Source organism: Symbiopectobacterium sp. RP (assembly GCF_050472005.1).
GTDB lineage: Bacteria > Pseudomonadota > Gammaproteobacteria > Enterobacterales > Enterobacteriaceae > Symbiopectobacterium.
Genome location: NZ_JBGOGS010000002.1, coordinates 488,553 through 510,004, shown reverse-complemented (window position 1 = coordinate 510,004; position 21,452 = coordinate 488,553). Strand labels below are relative to the sequence as shown.

The window sequence follows — 21,452 nt, the reverse complement described above, 5'->3', positions numbered from 1 at the left end:
CTATAGACAGTGACGACGGACATGGGTAAATGAAAAAGAGCTATATCGAAAAACAACAACAAATTGCGTTTGTGAAATCCTTTTTCTCTGCACAGTTGGCACAGAAGCTGGGTTTGATTGAAGTTCAGGCCCCAATATTGAGCCGCGTGGGCGATGGCACTCAGGATAACCTCTCCGGCAGCGAGAAAGCGGTGCAGGTACACGTGAAAGCGTTGCCTGACGCCACGTTTGAAGTGGTGCACTCCCTAGCGAAATGGAAGCGTAAAACCTTGGGTGACTATGACTTTAGCGCTGGGGAAGGGATCTACACTCACATGAAGGCGCTGCGCCCGGATGAAGATCGCTTGAGCCCGATCCACTCTATTTATGTCGATCAGTGGGATTGGGAACGCGTAATGGGGGATGGCGAGCGTTCCATCGATTATTTGAAATCCACCGTTAACCACATTTATCAGGCAATAAAAAGCACCGAAGCAGAGGTTAGCCGCAAGTTTGGCCTGACGCCTTTCCTGCCGGAAACCATTCATTTTGTCCACAGCGATACGTTGCTCAAGCGTTATCCTGAACTGGATGCCAAAGGGCGTGAACGTGCCATTGCCAAAGAGCTGGGTGCCGTATTCCTGATCGGCATTGGTGGGGCATTGTCTCACGGTGAGCGTCACGATGTACGTGCGCCGGATTATGATGACTGGTCGTCAGCGGGTGAACAGGGTCTGAAAGGGTTGAATGGCGATATCCTGGTGTGGAACCCGGCGTTAAACGATGCTTTCGAGCTATCTTCAATGGGGATTCGTGTCGATGCTGAGGCGCTCCAACGTCAATTGACACTGACAGGGGATGTCGATCGTCTGGCACTGGAGTGGCATCAGGCGCTGATGCGTGGTGACATGCCGCAAACCATTGGTGGCGGTATCGGTCAGTCCCGCTTGGTGATGCTGCTACTGCAACTGGCGCACATTGGTCAGGTGCAGTGCGGTGTGTGGCCACAGCCCGTCAGAGAAGCCGTGCCTACATTGCTGTAATCACTGTAGAAGCGCTACGCTCAGGCGTGGCGCAATCGCCGCAGTAAACGTCCTTTTAACCCAGTATCCACGTGCCAGATATAGCTAAACGACTTAATTTTGATTACATTATTTAAATGAGCTATTCAATTGATTTTAGACATAAAGTGATATCTACACGGGAAGAAGAAGGGTTGAGTATCCGAGAAACAGCGAAGCAATTTCGGATTGGCCCTGCCTCTGTATCGCGTTGGATTAATCAAATAGCGTCAAAAGCATCGACCACGCGTCAGCGAAAGAGCGATAAATCCGAGTTGATAAAAGATGTTGAACCATATCCAGATGCTTACCAAAAAGAACGTGCAGAGCGTTTTGGCGTTTGTCAGAAGGCCATTTGGCAAGCTCTTAAAAAGCTGGGATTGACCTATAAAAAAACGCTACGTCATCCGAAAGCCGACGAAAGCGCCCGGCAAGCATTTCAACAAAAAATACAACAGTATGAAAAAGAAGGCAAAACTATTGTTTTTATTGATGAAAGTGATTTTCCACACGATACCCCACGGACTCACGGCTATTCCCCAAAAGGTCAACGGTGTTTTGGCCTGAAGAACGGGGGAGCCAAGGGAAGAACAAATGTTATCGGCGCGTTATTAGGCACAACGCTGTTTGCTATCGGATTATTTGATATCAATATTAACAGCGATGTTTTCTATTCCTGGGTCACACAAGTCCTTATCCCAGTACTCCCTAAAAACAGGGTAATCGTGATGGACAATGCAACTTTTCACAAAAAACATAATATTCAACAAGTCATCATCGATGCAGGGTATATGGTGGAGTATTTGCCTACATATTCGCCAGATCTTAACCCCATTGAGCATAAATGGGCACAAGCAAAAAGCAAAAAAAGAGAGAGTGGTTGCGATACAGAGATTTTGTTCTCAGTCCATACGGTGTAATCAAAATTAAGTCGCTTGGCTATATCCAATCAGAGACGGAGGCGATACCGGTATCGAGCTGGGTGCTGACGGGTTTGGCTCGTAACATTTTCACTCCAAGCCAAATGAGGTATGCCGCACCAATCAGTTTGATCATGTTGAACAGCCACTGTGATTGCTGAATGATCAACCCGATGCCTATCAGGGTATAGCTCACATGGACCAGAATGCCGTCACCGATCCAGACAGCCGTTAGGATTCCCGCACGGCGCGACAGCATCAGGCTATTGCGTGTCACCATGGCAAAATCAGGCCCAGAGCTAATAACGGCAAACAGTGTTATTGTGAATACAGCGAGATATAGCCAACCGACTTAAAAATGATTACAACAGATACCCTGATATGCGGCAAAAAAGCATAGCTGGCTGTTATCAAAATAATGTCGGTTGGCTATACTCGACCATACATAACCTTTTTAATATCAAATTAGATATCAATATGCTATGCAAACAAGATAGGGATAACTAACGATGATTTCTGACAATAATGTGAGTTAAACTCACCATCAGACGTCAATCAAACCCGCCTTCCTTCATTGATAGCCTTGCGCTGTTTTGAGGCCGCAGCACGGTTTGAGAACTTCACGCGTGCCGCCGAAGCGTTACATCTTACACACGGTGCAATTAGTCGTGCGGTGCGTATGCTGGAGGATGATTTGGGGGTTGCGCTGTTTGAACGGCGCAGTCGCCGCGTTTTTCTGACGCAAGCAGGCCGCACGCTGGCGCAGGCAGTGAATGAAGGGCTGACAGTCATGCAGCGCGCCACCAATGAACTCCGTGCCAGCCGCGGCGCTGGGTAGTGTCATGTGAACCGACATTGCTGATGCGTTGGCTCATTCCTCGTTGGCCAGCGTTTCAGGCAAAACATCCGGATCGGGATATTCATCTGGTTGCGGGCGGAGGCGCATTTTCATTTAACACTGCCATTGATTTGGCCATTCGGCGCGATGATTTCCCGTTACCCGACGGTTACCATGCAGAATACCTGTTCAGTAAAAAAGTCGGGCCTGTGTGTCGGCCTGATAACGTGGTTGATTGGTTTTCTCCCGCTAAAAACGGGATGTCATTGCACACCACTACGCCGCGCTTACACAGCCGCACGCGCTTAAGCGCTTGGCAAACGTGGAGTTCGGTCACACAATACCCATTTCATGACAATAATGGACAAACCTTCGAGCACTTTTATTTCAGTTTACAGGCGGCTTTGTTGAATAATAGGTAATCATGCTGTTTTTCCATGCCAGTTTTGATTGAAAATGCTTGTCATCTCAGGTGTACACTTTTCTCATGAGGCCTAACTGCATGATTTTACGTTGTGAGGATCCGTCGTTTCGCTGGGCTGCCAGCATAAAATCTATTTATTCAACAAAGCCTTTACAGGCTGCTGTTGCCGGTTTGGGGGTTGCCATTGGTCCATGGCAATTACTCAGAGATGATATTGCCAGTGGCGTTCTGGCTGCGCCATTGGGGTTCGTTGAGGAGGGCTCCTGTTACTGCCTGCTGTCGCCTTCCCCGTTATTTCCTGATACTTTTCATACAGATCTATTGGCCTAGTTACGCGCTATGGCCTGAATCAACGCCACGCGTATTCAGGTAAAATGCCGCGTTTAATGCAATTGATCGTGAATATTTTTTTGAATGTCATAAAACTGTCACATTCAATACATTTTACTGTCATGTAATTGTCCTATTTTTCCTCCTGCGAACTACACTCTGATCAATAAAGAATCTGGGTCGACACCTTTAAAAAATCCCACAGGAAAATGAGATGAACGCCCCCACTCATTAATTTCGGAGCTGCATGATGGTTGAAAGCGTGAAGTCGGCAGGTGTGGAGCCTCGCAGATTTTCGGCATCATAGTGCCCAATACGGGATGCATAAAGCTCCCTCAGACTGGAGACTCCACAGCATGAAATATACACCGGTTGGCGTTGATATCGCAAAGCATCTGATTCAGGTTCACATTCGTCAATGAGCACACAGGTGAAGTGGTGGACAAGCAGCTGCGCAGAAAGGATTTTCTGACGTTCTTCAGTAACCTGGAGCCTTGCCTGATTGGCATGGAGGCCTGTGGAGGCTCTCAGCACTGGGCCCGGGAACTGGAAAAGCTGGGGCATAAAGTCCGGCTGATGCAGGGACGGTTCGTCAAGGCGTTCGTCATGGGCAACAAGAATGATGTCATGGATGCCCGCGCTATCTGGATGGCGGTACAGCAGCCAGGCAAGGCGATAGCCGTAAAAACGGAAGAACAGCAATCGGTACTGGTTCTGCACCGTTCACGCAGACAACTGGTGAAGTTCAGAACTGCACAGATTAACGCTCTGCAGGGAACATTACTGGAGTTTGGCGAAACCATCCATAAAGGTCGGGCAGCGATGGACAGGGAGCTACCGGCTGCACTGGAGCGGCTGAAAACGAAGCTGCAGCCGTATCTCATCACCGTGCTGGAAGACCTGTACAACAGACTGAGTGAGCTGGACATGCTGATAGATGGCCTTGAAAACAGCTTAACAATGTGGCGCGACAGAATGAAACCTGTAAGCAGCTGATGGAAATTCCCGGTGTGGGACCGTTAATCGCTACAGCGGCGGTTGGCGGTTGCCACCATGGGAGAAGCATCCGCGTTTAAATCAGGGCGAGAGTTCGCTGCTTATGTCGGTCTTGTACCGAAACAAACGGGTTCAGGAGGGAAAGTTTGCCTGCTGGGGATAAGCAAACGCGGTGACACTTATTTGCGAATGCTGTTTATCCACGGAGCAAGGGCTGCTTCATTAGTGGCGAAAGAGCCGGGACCATGGATAACAGAACTGAAAAAACGGCGTCCGACCAGTGTGGCTATCGTGGCGATGGCAAACAAGCTGGCGCGAACTGTGTGGGCGCTAGCCGCCCATGAGCGTAAGTACGACAAAAATCATGTCAGTATCAGGCCCTATTACTCGCTGATACCGATAACTATTTACTCTTAAAAAGGGTGAATGCTGAAAGGTTGCTATGGCGGCCAGAGTGATGACAAAGACGATAAGACCGTGACCTGATAAACCTGAATATTTCCTTGGACATAAAGTCCGTCAGGAGAATAAGGCTCAGGTCAGCGAATCTCATAGTGGCCCGCAGCACTGTGACTGCAACAAGGCCGGATACAGAGCTGCAACTACTCGTCAATGTCAGAACAACGGAAGCCTTGCAAACGGGGAGGCGTTCATACAGGGATTATGAAACTGATGCGTACCACGGTTGCCGGTCTTGTTATGGCAACCTTTTCCCTGACGGCGGTCAACGCCTCAGCTGCCGTTAACCTTACCGGTGCAGGTGCTACGTTCCCAGCGCCGGTCTACGCCAAGTGGGCAGACTCTTACCAGAAAGAAATGGGTAATAAAGTTAACTATCAAGGTATTGGTTCTTCTGGCGGCGTTAAGCAGATTCAAGCAAAAACCGTTGATTTCGGTGCATCTGATGCACCACTGGCTGATGAGAAGCTGGCTGAAGATGGCCTGTTCCAGTTCCCTACCGTAATCAGTGGTGTGGTATTGGCGGTAAACGTCTCGGGCATTAAATCTGGCGAACTGACGCTGGATGGTAAAACGCTGGGTGATATCTACCTAGGTAAAATCAAAAAATGGAATGATGCGGCCATCACTAAACTGAACCCGGGCGTTAAACTGCCGGATCAGGATATCGCCGTCGTTCGTCGCGCTGACGGTTCCGGTACCTCTTTCGTGTTCACCAGCTATCTGGCGAAAGTGAACGCTGAATGGAAAGAGAAAATTGCTGCTGGTTCTACGGTTAACTGGCCGACCGGTCTGGGCGGTAAAGGTAACGACGGTATTGCCGCGTTCGTTCAGCGTCTGCCAGGCTCAATCGGTTATGTTGAATACGCTTATGCCAAGCAGAATAACCTGGCTTACACCAAGCTGATTTCTGCCGACGGTAAAGCCGTTCAACCGACCAGCCAATCATTCAGCAATGCGGCCAAAGGCATCGACTGGAGCAAATCTTTTGCTCAGGACCTGACCAACCAGCACACTGCTGACGCATGGCCAATCACCTCTACCACCTTCATTCTGGTTCACCAGAAACAAGAAAAACCAGAGCAGGGCGCTGAAGTGCTGAAGTTCTTTGACTGGGCGTTCAAGAAAGGAGGTGAGCAAGCGGTAGCGCTGGATTACGCTACGCTGCCAACCGAAGTGATTGAGCAGATTCGTGCCGCATGGAAAACCAGTGTAAAAGACAGCAGTGGTAACGCGCTGTTTAAATAAGCATTGAAACGCTATGCAAGCCCTTGTGCGGTTAACAAGGCACTGACATAAGTTATGGCGGATGGGCAGGAAGCCCGTCTGCCTTTGCCTGTTAAATGATTAACACTGAAGAAGAGAGCCCTATGGCTGAGTATAAGCCAACCATGAAAGCCCCCGGAAAGCTGGGCGACGTCATCTTTAGCGCACTGGTGAGATTCTCCGCGCTGCTCACGCTGCTGCTGCTGGGCAGCATCATCGTATCGCTGATTGTGGCATCTTGGCCGAGCATTGAGAAGTTTGGCTTTGCGTTTCTGTGGACTAAAGAGTGGGACGCGCCTGCCGGGCAGTTTGGTGCGCTGGTGCCGATTTACGGTACCGTCGTGACCTCGCTGATTGCCCTGATCATTGCTATTCCTATCAGCTTCGGTATCGCCCTGTTCCTGACGGAGTTAGCACCGAACTGGCTGAAACGCCCGTTGGGCGTTGCCATCGAATTATTGGCCGCCATTCCGAGTATCGTTTACGGCATGTGGGGTCTGTTTATTTTCGCACCGTTGTTTGCCAAATACTTCCAGCAACCGGTTGGGAGTATCCTGTCCGGCATTCCTATTTTGGGCACACTGTTCTCTGGTCCTGCGTTTGGTATCGGTATTCTGGCCGCCGGTGTGATTCTGGCCATCATGATCATTCCTTATATCGCTGCCGTAATGCGCGACGTGTTTGAGCAAACACCGGTAATGATGAAAGAGTCAGCCTACGGTATTGGTTGTACCACCTGGGAAGTGATTTGGCGCATCGTATTGCCATACACCAAAAACGGGGTGATTGGCGGCGTCATGCTGGGGCTGGGGCGTGCACTGGGTGAAACCATGGCGGTGACCTTTATTATCGGTAACACCTACCAGTTGGACAGCCTGTCTCTGTTTATGCCCGGCAACAGTATCACTTCCGCGCTGGCGAACGAGTTTGCCGAAGCGGAATCTGGCCTGCATACGGCGGCATTGATGCAGCTTGGTCTTATCCTGTTTGTGATTACCTTTATCGTGCTGGCGCTGTCTAAGTTGATGATTATGCTTTTGGCAAAAAATGAGGGGGCACGCTAATGGCGGCGTTAGGAATGGAACAAGAAGCCACTCTGGCGCGTACCCGGCAGAAAATGCAGGCTTGGCGTCGCCAGAAGAACCGCATTGCGCTATGCCTCTCCATGACAACCATGGCATTTGGCCTGTTCTGGCTGGTGTGGATCCTGTTCTCTACCGTAGTGCGAGGAATCGACGGCATGTCGCTGGCGCTGTTTACCGAAATGACGCCGCCACCCAATACCGCAGGTGGTGGGCTTGCCAACGCCATTGTCGGCAGTGGATTGCTGATTTTCTGGGCCACGGTCTTTGGTACACCGCTCAGCATTATGGCGGGTATCTACCTAGCGGAATATGGTCGCAAATCCATTGTTGCCGAAGTGATTCGCTTTATTAACGATATCTTATTGTCAGCACCTTCGATTGTGGTTGGCTTGTTTGTCTACTCGATTGTCGTGACAAAGATGCAGCACTTCTCGGGGTGGGCGGGGGGGATTGCGCTGGCGCTATTGCAGGTGCCTATCGTGATTCGTACCATAGAGAACATGCTGAAACTGGTTCCCGATAGCCTGCGTGAAGCGGCTTATGCGCTGGGAACGCCGAAGTGGAAAATGATTTCGGCCATCACATTGAAAGTCTCTGTCTCCGGCATTATCACTGGCGTACTGCTGGCAATCGCCCGCATCGCCGGGGAAACCGCACCGTTGCTGTTTACGTCGCTGTCCAACCAGTTCTGGAACACCGACATGATGCACCCGATCGCTAACCTGCCCGTCACCATCTTTAAGTTTGCCATGAGCCCGTTTGTAGAGTGGCAACAGCTGGCCTGGGCGGGGGTGCTACTGATTACGCTGTGCGTGCTGCTGCTGAACATTGTCGCGCGTATTTTGTTCGCGAAAAAGAAACATTAATGGATTCAACGGTGTGTCGGACGACACACCAGTTAAAAGAGAGAAGTCTTAATGAGTATGGCTACCGAGACATCCAACTACAAAATCCAGGTGCGCAATTTGAATTTCTATTATGGAAAATTCCATGCGCTGAAAGACATTACGCTGGATATTGCCACCAATCAGGTTACCGCATTTATCGGCCCGTCTGGCTGCGGCAAATCCACACTGTTGCGCACGCTGAATAAAATGTATCAGCTGTATCCGGAACAGCGTGCGGAGGGGGATATTTTGCTGGATGGTAAAAACATTCTTACTGACAAGCAGGATGTGGGGTTGCTGCGTGCCAAGGTGGGCATGGTGTTCCAGAAGCCAACCCCGTTCCCGATGTCGATTTATGACAATATTGCCTTCGGTGTGCGTTTGTTCGAAAAACTTTCCCGCACCGATATGGATGAGCGCGTGCAGTGGGCATTGACCAAAGCCGCATTGTGGCAGGAAACCAAAGATAAGCTGCACCAGAGCGGATACAGTCTCTCGGGTGGTCAGCAGCAGCGTTTGTGCATTGCGCGCGGTATCGCTATCCGTCCTGATGTATTGCTGCTTGATGAACCTTGTTCGGCGCTGGACCCTATCTCTACGGGCCGTATCGAAGAACTGATTTCCGAATTGAAGAAAGATTATACCGTGGTGATCGTCACCCACAACATGCAACAGGCGGCACGCTGTTCGGATCATACGGCATTTATGTACTTGGGCGAACTGATCGAATTTAGCGATACAGATACCCTGTTTACCGCGCCCAAACAGAAACAGACCGAAGACTACATTACCGGTCGCTATGGTTAATTACAGGAAGCATCATGGACAATCTGAATCTGAACAAACACATTTCCGGGCAGTTCAACGCTGAGCTTGAGCACATTCGCACCCAAGTGATGACCATGGGCGGTTTGGTTGAGCAGCAACTGACGTATGCCATTACGGCAATGCACAACCGTGACGCGGAATTGGCCCAGCGCGTGATTGAAGGTGATGCCAAGGTGAACTTGATGGAGGTGACCATCGATGAAGCCTGTGTGCGTATCATCGCTAAGCGTCAGCCAACGGCGAGTGATTTGCGTCTGGTGATGGCAATCATCAAAACCATTTCTGAACTGGAGCGTATTGGCGATGTAGCGGATAAAATCTGTCGCACCGCATTGGAGAAATATTCGCATCAGCATTTGCTGGTTAGCTTGGAATCGTTGGGTCGTCATACGGTAGAAATGCTGCATGACGTACTGGACGCCTTTGCGCGCATGGATCTGGATGAAGCTATCCGTATTTATCGCGAAGACAAGAAGGTCGATAAAGAGTATGAAGGCATTGTGCGCCAACTGATGACGCACATGATGGAAGACTCACGTACCATTCCGAGCGTATTGACCGCGCTGTTTTGCGCCCGCTCAATCGAACGCATTGGCGACCGTTGCCAGAACATCTGCGAGTTCATTTTCTACTTCGTTAAAGGGCAGGATTTCCGCCATATTGGTGGTGATGCGCTGGAAAAACTGCTGGAGAAAGAGAAAAACGGACCTGCACCTCAGTGATTTTCACTGACAATATCCCCTGTCAGGGGGCATAGGTATCTACACATCTTTTGCAATATAGCCAAACGACTTAAAAATAATTACAGTAAATACCCTGATATGTGGCAAAAAAATACAGCTAATTGTTATCAAAATAATGTCGCTTGGCTATATCTGCTATTACGTTGCTGCATGATCTCAACTTATCCATCGGCGGGATTGATGCCCGCCTTAACCGGCGTTATCAGCGTCTGGTTAAGCAACACATGACTCCCCCAGCACCACTGGCGTCAGCCGTTAAAGACCTTGCCTGCGCGCAGAAAACAACATTCGCCACTACTCAGGCCGGTTGGCGTTTTTTTAATAATGAACGTATTAGCTTCAGTCAGCTCAATGAACCGATTATTTCGCTGGCTCTCCGGCAGGTTGCACTTAGCCCGCATCCATACGCTCTCGTCGTTCACGACTGGTCTCATTTACAGTTTCGTACCCACAATGGGAAAGAAGAACGTTTGAAAATGACGCATGGTGGTGACGTCGGTTATGAACTACAAACCCGCCTACTGGTTGATGCTGCAAATGGTTTACCAATAGCGCCCCTGTCTCAAACTCTAACCGATAGGGCGGGTTGTCGTTCAACGCTAACCGAGGGCTTGTCTGAGAGTCTGACTCATATGGATGCTTTGAGGGCTGATATCGCCCACGTTGAGTCTCTTGATACCGGGAAGAAGTTAGTTCATCTCATTGACCGTGAAGGTGACTTTATCGGGCATATGCGCACATTAAGCTCCCAGGGAATATGTTGGCTTATCCGGGGAAAGGAAGGGCATCGGGCCGAGTGGGGCGGTGACACCCGTAAAATTGGTGAAATTGCAGACGATCTGCCATTTATCGCAAACGGACAGGTTGGCTGGAAAGGGAAAAAAGCCAATATGGAGATCGGGGAAACATCCGTGATCATAACGCGAACAGCAAAACCGAAGCGGAAAGACAAGAGCACCGGACGGCGAGTGAAAGTTCAGCCAGGCGTAGCTCTGACACTCAGATTAGTTGTGGTTCGCCTTACCGATACTCACGGTAAATTTATCTGTACTAGCTCAGACCTGATCTGACAGTTACCGATTATTTATACAGGTGTCTGTCAGATTACATCTGGTTCAGATTCTTTTCTGCCCAGATCCGTTTTCCATCGAGTAAAGTGGCCATCGGCGTACGCCCGCAGCACATTTTTCCCTGATGAGTTCTCTCATTATTGTAATGCCACAACCAGTTGTCCAGATCTACCTGCAGGCTTTCCAGGTCTCCATATAACTTCTTGCCGAACGTAACCTGATAAAAATCCTGCAAAATGGTTTTATGGAAGCGCTCGCAGATGCCGTTCGTCTGCGGAGACGTCGCCTTCGTTTTCGTATGCTCGATATCGTTGATAGCCAGATAAAGCTGATAATCATGCTGCTCCACTTTACCACAGTACTCCGTACCCCTGTCGGTCAGTATTCTCAGCACCGGCAGTCCCTGAGCCTCGTAGAACGGGAGTACGCTATCATTGAGCAGGTCGGCGGCGGTGAGCGGTGTTTTATTCGTATACAGCTTGCAGTGCGCCACTTTCGAGTACGTATCCACGAACGTCTGCTGGTAGATACGGCCCACCCCCTTCAGATTGCCCACGTAGAAGGTGTCCTGCGAGCCCAGATACCCGGGATGTGCTGTCTCGATTTCACCGCAGGCCTCATCATCGTGCGCCTTCTTCTCCAGGGCTGCGATTTGAGCGTCGGTAAGGACAATGCCTTCTCTGGCGACCTTTTCCTCAAGCGCCTTCAGGCGTTTACGGAAGTTCTCCAGGTCGTGTCGTTGCCAGATGGAGTGCACGCCGCTGCCGGAGATAAATACGCCTTTTTTACGCAGCTCATTACTGGTCCGGTGCTGCCCATGGGGCGGGAACTCAATAGCATAATCAACAACCGCGCGTTTAGTGGCTTCGTCGGCGCGGTTCTTCAGGTTCGGAACCCGGCGGTTCTGGTTAAGCAGCGCATCAATGCCGCCTTCAGCAGCCAGTTCCTGATAACGGTAAAATGTATCGCGTGACACGCCCATGATCTTGCAGGCTTTTGATACGTTATAGCCAAGCGACATTATTTTGATAACAATTAGCTGTATTTTTTTGCCACATATCAGGGCATTGGCTGTAATCATTTTTAAGTCGGTTGGCTATACTGAGTTCTTCGGCGAGATTGAGCAGGCCGGCTTTGTGTTTGATAATGGGATTGTTAGTATGAAGCATGAGAGTTACCTCGCGTTTTGTTTAAGGATTAGACACCCATATCAAAACCGGTAACTCTCAACCTTTCAAGGTCCAGTGTCAGATCTAGTCGCGACTAATACAATTTATCGGACGCTGGACGCTGCTCACAAACGTTAGCAACGAGATCACCAGCGCGGAAGTCGCTCGCTGGTATTACTGGCGCTGGGGTATTGAATCCTTTTTTAAGCTGCTGAAAGGTGCCGGTCATGATGTAGAAAAATGGCTTGAGCGCAGTGCTGGTGCCCTGCTACGCAGGTTATTGATAGCTAGCATGGCATGTGTGCTGGTATGGCGGCTGCAACGCGCTGAAGGAGACGACAATGCGGCAGCCCGTCAGTTAATTTGCCGATTATCCGGACGACAACAAAAACGAGGGCGTAAAGAAAGCGCCCCAGCGCTGCTTGCCGGACTATCCATCCTGCTAAATACCTTGACGTTATTAGCAGACTATACCCCGGAAGAACTTGCCCACTTAGCTGATGGTGGTTTTTAACCCTTTATGATGTGTAGATACCTATGGGTCAGGGGGGCAGACTGCTGACAAAGTCACTCTACCCCCCTCGTCATCCTCAGCGGAAGCCGGGGATCTCTGTGTGAATAAACGCGTTCCTTCGGCAAGAGATTCCCGCCTTCGCGGGAATGACAGTGGGAGTCGGGCTGTTTATCAGCAACCTCATACGCCCCGTCAGGGGCATGTTGTTGATGGTTGGATGCAGAGGTTTGTGTGTTATAGCACAATGATAGCCAACCGACTTAAAAATGATTACAGCCAATGCCCTGATATGTGGCAAAAAATACAGCTAATTGTTGGCTTTGTTGAATAAATAGAACTTTTGGGTAATCATCGGAGCAGATCAACACAGTTGTTTCAAAATCAGGTCTCCATGGCAAAACAAAATTTTAAAATTACCAACTGGCCCTCTTATAACAAGGCCCTCAAGCAGCGCGGTTCTCTAACCGTATGGCTAGATGAATCAGCCATTGCTGCATGGACGGAAAAAAACACTACTGAACGGCGTGGACGACCGCTCCACTACTCAGATATGGCCATCACCACAGTCCGGATGATGAAACGCGTGTTTGGCCTTTCATTGAGGGCTTTTCGGATGATGGTGAGCCTTCAGGAACGGCGGGAAAACCCATGCTGGCGCAGCTGATGGGGAGCGGAATCGGTGAGATAACCGCTGCCTCGGTGCGTTACTATGGCGGCATTCCGCTAGGTACTGGGGGATTGGTCAAGGCGTATGGTGGCGGTGTCCAGCACGCATTGAAGCACGTGGAAACGCTGGAAAAAGTGCTGCGCACGGCGTATCGGCTACAATGCGACTATATAGCCAACCGACTTAAAAATGATTACAGCCAATACCCTGATATGTGGCAAAAAAATGCAACTAATTGTTATCGAAAAAGCAATGTCGCTTGGCTATACCTTACATGCGCCCGTCAGCGCGTTGATTCGGCAGATGGGTGGTGAAGTGAATCACTGCGATTATGGTGCAGAAGTGACGTTGCAGGTGGCGATCCCTGACAGTGCTTACCAAGAAACGGTGCGCCGTTTGGGCGATATAAGCAGGGGAACGTTGCAAATATCCATTATATGATAATAATTCAGCGCTGTTTGATGACTCGTTAAGGATGTTTATCCATGCACCTGCGCGCCATTACCCGCATTGTTGGGTTACTGGTTATTCTGTTTTCCGGGACCATGTTTATCCCTGGCCTGGTTGCTCTGATTTATCGTGACGGCGCAGGACGGGCATTCACGCAAACCTTTCTGGTTGCCCTGTTTATCGGCAGCGCGCTCTGGTTTCCCAATCGTAAACACAAGCATGAGCTGGCCTCGCGAGAAGGCTTCTTGATTGTGGTGCTGTTTTGGACCGTGCTGGGTAGCGTAGGGGCATTGCCCTTTATCTTCTCTGAACATCCAAACCTTAGCGTCAGCGATGCCTTTTTCGAATCATTCTCCGGCTTAACCACCACGGGCGCGACCACACTGGTCGGGTTGGATTCTTTGCCAAAGGCCATTCTGTTTTACCGGCAGATGTTGCAGTGGTTCGGTGGGATGGGGATCATCGTATTAGCGGTGGCGATTCTGCCTATCCTCGGCGTTGGAGGGATGCAGCTCTACCGTGCTGAGATGCCTGGCCCGTTGAAAGATAATAAAATGCGGCCTCGCATCGCAGAAACCGCGAAAACATTATGGATGATCTATGTGCTGCTTACCGTGGCCTGTGCGGTAGCGCTGTGGTTGGCGGGGATGTCACTGTTTGATGCTATCGGGCACAGCTTTTCCACCATTGCCATCGGTGGCTTTTCAACCCATGACGCCAGCATCGGCTATTTCAACAGCCCTACTATCAATACCATCATCGCGGTGTTTCTGCTGATTTCTGGCTGTAATTACGGTTTGCACTTTGCCATGCTGAGTGGCAGAAGTCTCAAGGTGTACGGTCGCGATCCGGAATTTCGCATGTTCATCTTCGTTCAGATGTCGCTGGTGGCGGTGTGCACGCTGGTGCTGTGGTTCCATAATGTTTATGGCAGCGGTATCCAGACGCTGAATCAGGCGTTTTTCCAGGTGGTATCCATGGCGACCACCGCAGGGTTTACCACCAGCAGTTTTGCCGCCTGGCCGCTATTCTTGCCTGTTTTGCTGTTGTGCTCTGCTTTTATCGGCGGGTGCGCGGGGTCGACGGGCGGTGGCTTAAAAGTGATTCGTATCCTGCTGTTGTTCTTGCAAGGACACCGCGAGCTCAAACGATTGGTGCACCCTAAAGCGGTCTATACCATCAAACTTGGACGTCGTGCCTTGCCGGAGCGGATCCTCGAAGCGGTATGGGGCTTTTTCTCCGCCTATGCGTTGGTGTTTATTGTCAGTATGCTGGCAGTTATAGCCACCGGTGTGGATGATTTTTCTGCTTTTGCCGCTGTCACGGCGACGTTAAACAATCTGGGGCCGGGATTAGGGGTAGTGGCCGATAACTTCACCACCATGAATGACGCAGCGAAATGGATTCTGATTTCAACCATGCTGTTCGGGCGTCTTGAGGTGTTTACCTTGCTGGTGTTGTTTACACCTACGTTCTGGCGCGCATAACCTAAAACAAAAAGCCAAAGAGCAATGACCTATGAAAGCGTTGATACTTTTTTCCAGTAAGGATGGTCAAACCAAGGCTATCGCCTCTTATATCTCGACGGTGCTAAAGGGTAAGGTCGAGTGCGATGTGGTGAACATTACAGCCGCTGACAATATCGAACCCGCGCATTACGATCGCATTCTGATCGGTGCTTCGGTGCGTTATGGTCATTTCCAGCCCGAGGTTTATGCTTTTATCAAACAACACGTGGGGGAATTGCAGCGTCTGCCAAATGCCTTCTTCTCTGTGAATCTGACCGCGCGTAAGCCAGAAAAGCGCACGGCACAAACCAATCCCTACACCCGGAAGTTTTTGCTGCGCTCCCCGTGGCAGCCAGCACTGTGCGGTGTGTTTGCCGGTGCACTGCGCTATCCGCGCTATGGTTGGCTCGACCGGGTGATGATTCAGCTTATTATGAGAATGACCGGTGGTGAGACGGACAGCAGTAAAGAGATTGAATACACCGATTGGCAACAGGTTGAGCATTTCGCACATGAATTTGCTCAGCTTGGTGCAAAAAAAACGCGTTTAATGCTGATGTTTAGTACGCTCTGCCGAAAAAACACCCACTCGAAAATAAAATTGAAATTAGCCCTTGTCAGGGCGCGAGAAGTGTCTATACTGCGCCTCTACTGACACGGCAACAGCGACACGCGGTTGTGGTAACGGTAAGAAGTAAAACAGAAAAGCCGAACGCGAAATTGAAAAAAAAATTAACGTTGACTTTTCAGCGGTGCAGCGTAGTATGCCCCTCCCGCGCCACGGTAGATGTGGCAACGCTCTTTAACAATTGATCAGACAATCTGTGTGGGCACTCACAGGACTTTATCGTAAAGCCTTCGGGCTTAAAAAAATAAAAGTCTTGAAGAGTGAACAACAGTTAATTCATTACGAACTGACAGTAATAATTCTTTGAGCATCGCTTCTCGAGTAGAAGCAAATCAAACTTTAAATTGAAGAGTTTGATCATGGCTCAGATTGAACGCTGGCGGCAGGCCTAACACATGCAAGTCGAGCGGTAGCACAAGAGAGCTTGCTCTCTGGGTGACGAGCGGCGGACGGGTGAGTAATGTCTGGGAAACTGCCTGATGGAGGGGGATAACTACTGGAAACGGTAGCTAATACCGCATAACGTCGCAAGACCAAAGTGGGGGACTTTCGGGCCTCACGCCATCAGATGTGCCCAGATGGGATTAGCTAGTAGGTGAGGTAATGGCTCACCTAGGCGACGATCCCTAGCTGGTCTGAGAGGATGACCAGCCACACTGGAACTGAGACACGGTCCAGACTCCTACGGGAGGCAGCAGTGGGGAATATTGCACAATGGGCGCAAGCCTGATGCAGCCATGCCGCGTGTGTGAAGAAGGCCTTCGGGTTGTAAAGCACTTTCAGCGAGGAGGAAGGCAGCAAGGTTAATAACCTTGCTGATTGACGTGACTCGCAGAAGAAGCACCGGCTAACTCCGTGCCAGCAGCCGCGGTAATACGGAGGGTGCAAGCGTTAATCGGAATGACTGGGCGTAAAGCGCACGCAGGCGGTTTGTTAAGTTGGATGTGAAATCCCCGGGCTTAACCTGGGAACTGCATTCAAAACTGGCAAGCTAGAGTCTCGTAGAGGGGGGTAGAATTCCAGGTGTAGCGGTGAAATGCGTAGAGATCTGGAGGAATACCGGTGGCGAAGGCGGCCCCCTGGACGAAGACTGACGCTCAGGTGCGAAAGCGTGGGGAGCAAACAGGATTAGATACCCTGGTAGTCCACGCTGTAAACGATGTCGATTTGGAGGTTGTGCCCTTGAGGCGTGGCTTCCGGAGCTAACGCGTTAAATCGACCGCCTGGGGAGTACGGCCGCAAGGTTAAAACTCAAATGAATTGACGGGGGCCCGCACAAGCGGTGGAGCATGTGGTTTAATTCGATGCAACGCGAAGAACCTTACCTACTCTTGACATCCAGAGAACTTTGTAGAGATACGAAGGTGCCTTCGGGAACTCTGAGACAGGTGCTGCATGGCTGTCGTCAGCTCGTGTTGTGAAATGTTGGGTTAAGTCCCGCAACGAGCGCAACCCTTATCCTTTGTTGCCAGCGATTCGGTCGGGAACTCAAAGGAGACTGCCAGTGATAAACTGGAGGAAGGTGGGGATGACGTCAAGTCATCATGGCCCTTACGAGTAGGGCTACACACGTGCTACAATGGCGTATACAAAGAGAAGCGACCTCGCGAGAGTAAGCGGACCTCATAAAGTACGTCGTAGTCCGGATTGGAGTCTGCAACTCGACTCCATGAAGTCGGAATCGCTAGTAATCGTAGATCAGAATGCTACGGTGAATACGTTCCCGGGCCTTGTACACACCGCCCGTCACACCATGGGAGTGGGTTGCAAAAGAAGTAGGTAGCTTAACCTTCGGGAGGGCGCTTACCACTTTGTGATTCATGACTGGGGTGAAGTCGTAACAAGGTAACCGTAGGGGAACCTGCGGTTGGATCACCTCCTTACCTGATGGTACTGATTCTGTGAAGTGTTCACACAGATTGTCTGATGAAAGAAATCGAGCGGTTAGAAGACCTTATAGGCTTGTAGCTCAGGTGGTTAGAGCGCACCCCTGATAAGGGTGAGGTCGGTGGTTCAAGTCCACTCAGGCCTACCAAAATCGTTCTCAATGCTGCGTATGCTCGCCCACTCGCATACTGATGTATGCTTCGCGAACTCGCGCCTTGCCTGAGAGCGATTTGGCAAAGGTTTACTATTCGATGGGGCTATAGCTCAGCTGGGAGAGCGCCTGCTTTGCACGCAGGAGGTCTGCGGTTCGATCCCGCATAGCTCCACCATTTACCGTCTTGATACCCAATACTTCAGAGTGTACTGTTTGACAGTATGCTGCGAAGTATTTTGCTCTTTAACAATCTGGAACAAGCTGAAAATTGAAACGAGCAATATTGGCTCACTACCAATATTGTGATTCTCTCAAGCTTTCACACCCGAGACATTTTCGGGTTGTGAGGTTAAGTGAATAAGCGTACACGGTGGATGCCTAGGCAGTCAGAGGCGATGAAGGGCGTGCTAATCTGCGAAAAGCGTCGGCAAGCTGATATGAAGCGTTATAACCGACGATACCCGAATGGGGAAACCCAGTGCAATTCGTTGCACTATCATGTCATGAATACATAGTGGCATGAGGCGAACCGGGGGAACTGAAACATCTCAGTACCCCGAGGAAAAGAAATCAACCGAGATTCCCCCAGTAGCGGCGAGCGAACGGGGAAGAGCCCAGAGTCTGAATCAGCTTGTGTGTCAGTGGAAGCGTCTGGAAAGTCGCACAGTAAAGGGTGATAGTCCCGTACACGAAGACGCACAGGTTGTGAGCTCGATGAGTAGGGCGGGACACGTGTTATCCTGTCTGAATATGGGGGGACCATCCTCCAAGGCTAAATACTCCTGACTGACCGATAGTGAACCAGTACCGTGAGGGAAAGGCGAAAAGAACCCCGGCGAGGGGAGTGAAACAGAACCTGAAACTGTGTACGTACAAGCAGTGGGAGCATCCTTCGGGGTGTGACTGCGTACCTTTTGTATAATGGGTCAGCGACTTATATTCTGTAGCAAGGTTAACCGCATAGGGGAGCCGCAGGGAAACCGAGTCTTAACTGGGCGTTAAGTTGCAGGGTATAGACCCGAAACCCGGTGATCTAGCCATGGGCAGGTTGAAGGTTGGGTAACACTAACTGGAGGACCGAACCGACTAATGTTGAAAAATTAGCGGATGACTTGTGGCTGGGGGTGAAAGGCCAATCAAACCGGGAGATAGCTGGTTCTCCCCGAAAGCTATTTAGGTAGCGCCTCGTGAATTCATCTTCGGGGGTAGAGCACTGTTTCGGCTAGGGGGTCATCCCGACTTACCAACCCGATGCAAACTACGAATACCGAAGAATGTTATCACGGGAGACACACGGCGGGTGCTAACGTTCGTCGTGAAGAGGGAAACAACCCAGACCGCCAGCTAAGGTCCCAAAGTCATGGTTAAGTGGGAAACGATGTGGGAAGGCATAGACAGCCAGGATGTTGGCTTAGAAGCAGCCATCATTTAAAGAAAGCGTAATAGCTCACTGGTCGAGTCGGCCTGCGCGGAAGATGTAACGGGGCTAAACCATGCACCGAAGCTGCGGCAGCGACACTTAGTGTTGTTGGGTAGGGGAGCGTTCTGTAAGCCGTTGAAGGTGAACTGTGAGGTTTGCTGAAGGTATCAGAAGTGCGAATGCTGACATAAGTAACGATAAAGCGGGTGAAAAGCCCGCTCGCCGGAAGACCAAGGGTTCCTGTCCAACGTTAATCGGGGCAGGGTGAGTCGACCCCTAAGGCGAGGCCGAAAGGCGTAGTCGATGGGAAACAGGTTAATATTCCTGTACTTGGTGTTACTGCGAAGGGGGGACGGAGAAGGCTATGTCATCCGGGCGACGGTTGTCCCGGTTTAAGCGTGTAGGTGGGTGACTTTGGTAAATCCGGGTTGCTATTAAACACTGAGGCGTGATGACGAGGTACTACGGTACTGAAGTGACAGATGCCCAGCTTCCAGGAAAAGCCTCTAAGCATCAGGTAACATTGGATCGTACCCCAAACCGACACAGGTGGTCAGGTAGAGAATACCAAGGCGCTTGAGAGAACTCGGGTGAAGGAACTAGGCAAAATGGTGCCGTAACTTCGGGAGAAGGCACGCTGTGCGAGGTGTAGGGACTTGCTCCTGAAGCTTTGCGCAGTCGCAGATACCAGCTGGCTGCAACTGTTTAATAAAAACACAGCACTGTGCAAACACGAAAGTGGACGTATACGGTGTGACGCCTGCCCGGTGCTGGAAGGTTAATTGATGGGGTTATCCGCAAGGAGAAGCTCTTGATCGAAGCCCCAGTAAACGGCGGCCGTAACTATAACGGTCCTAAGGTAGCGAAATTCCTTGTCGGGTAAGTTCCGACCTGCACGAATGGCGTAATGATGGCCAGGCTGTCTCCACCCGAGACTCAGTGAAATTGAACTCGCTGTGAAGATGCAGTGTACCCGCGGCAAGACGGAAAGACCCCGTGAACCTTTACTATAGCTTGACACTGAACCTTGAGCCTTGATGTGTAGGATAGGTGGGAGGCTTTGAAGTGTGGACGCCAGTCTGCATGGAGCCAACCTTGAAATACCACCCTTTAATGTTTGATGTTCTAACCTGGGTCCGTAATCCGGACTGGGGACAGTGTCTGGTGGGTAGTTTGACTGGGGCGGTCTCCTCCCAAAGAGTAACGGAGGAGCACGAAGGTTAGCTAATCCTGGTCGGACATCAGGAGGTTAGTGCAAAGGCATAAGCTAGCTTGACTGCGAGAGTGACGGCTCGAGCAGGTACGAAAGTAGGTCTTAGTGATCCGGTGGTTCTGAATGGAAGGGCCATCGCTCAACGGATAAAAGGTACTCCGGGGATAACAGGCTGATACCGCCCAAGAGTTCATATCGACGGCGGTGTTTGGCACCTCGATGTCGGCTCATCACATCCTGGGGCTGAAGTAGGTCCCAAGGGTATGGCTGTTCGCCATTTAAAGTGGTACGCGAGCTGGGTTTAGAACGTCGTGAGACAGTTCGGTCCCTATCTGCCGTGGGCGTTGGAGAATTGGGGGGGGTTGCTCCTAGTACGAGAGGACCGGAGTGAACGCACCACTGGTGTTCGGGTTGTCATGCCAATGGCATTGCCCGGTAGCTACGTGCGGAAGAGATAAGTGCTGAAAGCATCTAAGCACGAAACTTGCCCCGAGATGAGTTCTCCCTTGTCCCTAGAGGACGCTGAAAGGCCGTTGAAGACGACGACGTAGATAGGCTGGGTGTGTAAGTGCAGCGATGCATTGAGCTAACCAGTACTAATGACCTGTGAGGCTTAACCTTACAACGCCGAAGGTGTTTTGGTGTTGGTGTAGAGAATCAGAACTCGTGAAGTTCAGCTTGTAGACAGATTGGTCTTGCTGGTCCGTGAGGACGGGTAAGATAAAATAGAATATGCCTGGCGGCGATAGCGCGGTGGTCCCACCTGACCCCATGCCGAACTCAGAAGTGAAACGCCGTAGCGCCGATGGTAGTGTGGGGCTTCCCCATGTGAGAGTAGGGAACTGCCAGGCTTTAAATATAGCGAAGGGGCTGTCCGAGAGGACAGCCCTTTTTGCTGTGCGTGGAGAGCCTGTACACGATATTGTGTAATTGCCTGATTTTGATATAGCCAACCG

14 protein-coding genes, 2 tRNA genes, 3 rRNA genes and 6 pseudogenes are annotated in these 21,452 nt (G+C 50.6%); 23 read left to right on the top strand and 2 right to left on the bottom strand.

All coding sequences use genetic code 11. The annotated features are described in order from the left end of the window. Nucleotides 1–29: 29 nt before the first annotated feature. The 3 genes from asnA (at nucleotide 30) to ACD630_RS20850 (ending at nucleotide 2,121) form a co-directional block, all read left to right on the top strand. Nucleotides 30–1,022 carry an aspartate--ammonia ligase gene (gene asnA, locus ACD630_RS20860; protein ID WP_430360512.1) on the top strand — a complete coding sequence of 331 codons (993 nt, stop codon included), beginning with the start codon at nucleotides 30–32 and terminating at the stop codon, nucleotides 1,020–1,022. Nucleotides 1,023–1,138: 116 nt separating this feature from the next. After that, entirely contained in the window at nucleotides 1,139–1,960 is an 822-nt protein-coding gene (locus ACD630_RS20855) for an IS630 family transposase (protein ID WP_430360511.1), read from the top strand. Further along, nucleotides 1,885–2,121, top strand: coding sequence for a hypothetical protein (locus ACD630_RS20850; protein WP_430360510.1), 237 nt, complete (start codon nucleotides 1,885–1,887; stop codon nucleotides 2,119–2,121). The genes ACD630_RS20855 and ACD630_RS20850 overlap by 76 nt, the downstream gene beginning before the upstream one ends. On the opposite strand, the pseudogene ACD630_RS20845 reads toward ACD630_RS20850, so the two are convergent. Further along, nucleotides 2,040–2,282: pseudogene (locus ACD630_RS20845) on the bottom strand (LysE family transporter); the annotation flags it as partial. The gene ACD630_RS20850 and the pseudogene ACD630_RS20845 sit on opposite strands and share 82 nt — an antisense overlap. A gap of 252 nt (nucleotides 2,283–2,534) precedes the next feature. On the opposite strand from ACD630_RS20845, the gene ACD630_RS20840 reads away from it, so the two are divergent. From ACD630_RS20840 to ACD630_RS20795, 10 genes and pseudogenes are all read left to right on the top strand, one after another. After that, nucleotides 2,535–2,798 (top strand): LysR family transcriptional regulator, encoded by a 264-nt coding sequence (locus ACD630_RS20840; RefSeq protein WP_430360509.1) that lies wholly within the window; start codon nucleotides 2,535–2,537, stop codon nucleotides 2,796–2,798. A gap of 23 nt (nucleotides 2,799–2,821) precedes the next feature. Further along, a complete protein-coding gene (locus ACD630_RS20835) occupies nucleotides 2,822–3,220 on the top strand; it encodes a hypothetical protein (RefSeq protein WP_430361224.1) in 399 nt (132 codons plus the stop codon). A gap of 80 nt (nucleotides 3,221–3,300) precedes the next feature. Next, nucleotides 3,301–3,552: a hypothetical protein gene (locus tag ACD630_RS20830; protein ID WP_430360508.1), complete on the top strand. Its 252-nt coding sequence runs from the start codon at nucleotides 3,301–3,303 to the stop codon at nucleotides 3,550–3,552. A 356-nt stretch (nucleotides 3,553–3,908) separates the two neighbouring features. Beyond that, nucleotides 3,909–4,965: pseudogene (locus ACD630_RS20825) on the top strand (IS110 family transposase). A 246-nt stretch (nucleotides 4,966–5,211) separates the two neighbouring features. Further along, nucleotides 5,212–6,255 carry a phosphate ABC transporter substrate-binding protein PstS gene (gene pstS, locus ACD630_RS20820; protein WP_430360507.1) on the top strand — a complete coding sequence of 348 codons (1,044 nt, stop codon included), beginning with the start codon at nucleotides 5,212–5,214 and terminating at the stop codon, nucleotides 6,253–6,255. Nucleotides 6,256–6,377: 122 nt separating this feature from the next. Further along, nucleotides 6,378–7,337 carry a phosphate ABC transporter permease PstC gene (pstC, locus tag ACD630_RS20815; protein ID WP_430360506.1) on the top strand — a complete coding sequence of 320 codons (960 nt, stop codon included), beginning with the start codon at nucleotides 6,378–6,380 and terminating at the stop codon, nucleotides 7,335–7,337. Beyond that, on the top strand, nucleotides 7,337–8,224 hold the full coding sequence (gene pstA / locus ACD630_RS20810) for a phosphate ABC transporter permease PstA (RefSeq protein ID WP_430360505.1): 888 nt from the start codon (nucleotides 7,337–7,339) through the stop codon (nucleotides 8,222–8,224). Before pstC ends, pstA begins: the two co-directional genes overlap by 1 nt. 51 nt (nucleotides 8,225–8,275) lie before the next feature. Next, entirely contained in the window at nucleotides 8,276–9,052 is a 777-nt protein-coding gene (gene pstB, locus ACD630_RS20805) for a phosphate ABC transporter ATP-binding protein PstB (protein WP_430360504.1), read from the top strand. A gap of 14 nt (nucleotides 9,053–9,066) precedes the next feature. Then, entirely contained in the window at nucleotides 9,067–9,795 is a 729-nt protein-coding gene (phoU, locus tag ACD630_RS20800; protein WP_430360503.1) for a phosphate signaling complex protein PhoU, read from the top strand. Between the two features lie 164 nt (nucleotides 9,796–9,959). Next, complete coding sequence (locus ACD630_RS20795; RefSeq protein WP_430360495.1) at nucleotides 9,960–10,886, top strand: hypothetical protein; 927 nt, start codon at nucleotides 9,960–9,962, stop codon at nucleotides 10,884–10,886. Between the two features lie 34 nt (nucleotides 10,887–10,920). Here the strand turns inward: ACD630_RS20795 and ACD630_RS20790 are convergent. After that, nucleotides 10,921–12,055: pseudogene (locus ACD630_RS20790) on the bottom strand (IS481 family transposase). A gap of 292 nt (nucleotides 12,056–12,347) precedes the next feature. On the opposite strand from ACD630_RS20790, the gene ACD630_RS20785 reads away from it, so the two are divergent. The 10 genes and pseudogenes from ACD630_RS20785 to rrf all read left to right on the top strand — a co-directional run bounded on the left by ACD630_RS20785 (nucleotide 12,348) and on the right by rrf (nucleotide 21,347). Next, entirely contained in the window at nucleotides 12,348–12,569 is a 222-nt protein-coding gene (locus ACD630_RS20785) for a hypothetical protein (RefSeq protein WP_430360502.1), read from the top strand. A 391-nt stretch (nucleotides 12,570–12,960) separates the two neighbouring features. Beyond that, nucleotides 12,961–13,191: pseudogene (locus ACD630_RS20780) on the top strand (transposase); the annotation flags it as partial. Continuing rightward, nucleotides 13,092–13,677, top strand: a pseudogene (locus tag ACD630_RS20775) (YigZ family protein); the annotation flags it as partial. The pseudogenes ACD630_RS20780 and ACD630_RS20775, both read left to right, overlap by 100 nt. Nucleotides 13,678–13,721: 44 nt before the next feature. Then, a complete protein-coding gene (gene trkH / locus ACD630_RS20770; RefSeq protein ID WP_430360501.1) occupies nucleotides 13,722–15,173 on the top strand; it encodes a Trk system potassium transporter TrkH in 1,452 nt (483 codons plus the stop codon). Nucleotides 15,174–15,204: 31 nt separating this feature from the next. Beyond that, nucleotides 15,205–15,732 (top strand): annotated as a pseudogene (gene hemG, locus ACD630_RS20765) (menaquinone-dependent protoporphyrinogen IX dehydrogenase); the annotation flags it as partial. A gap of 431 nt (nucleotides 15,733–16,163) precedes the next feature. Next, nucleotides 16,164–17,705 (top strand): 16S ribosomal RNA (locus tag ACD630_RS20760). Nucleotides 17,706–17,780: 75 nt separating this feature from the next. Beyond that, nucleotides 17,781–17,857, top strand: a tRNA-Ile gene (locus ACD630_RS20755). 105 nt (nucleotides 17,858–17,962) lie between these two features. Beyond that, nucleotides 17,963–18,038 (top strand) — tRNA-Ala (locus tag ACD630_RS20750). A gap of 172 nt (nucleotides 18,039–18,210) precedes the next feature. Next, nucleotides 18,211–21,117, top strand: a 23S ribosomal RNA gene (locus ACD630_RS20745). A 114-nt stretch (nucleotides 21,118–21,231) separates the two neighbouring features. Next, nucleotides 21,232–21,347 (top strand): 5S ribosomal RNA (gene rrf, locus ACD630_RS20740). Together the 16S, 23S and 5S rRNA genes with 2 tRNA genes alongside form the textbook arrangement of a ribosomal RNA operon. Nucleotides 21,348–21,452: the final 105 nt, after the last annotated feature.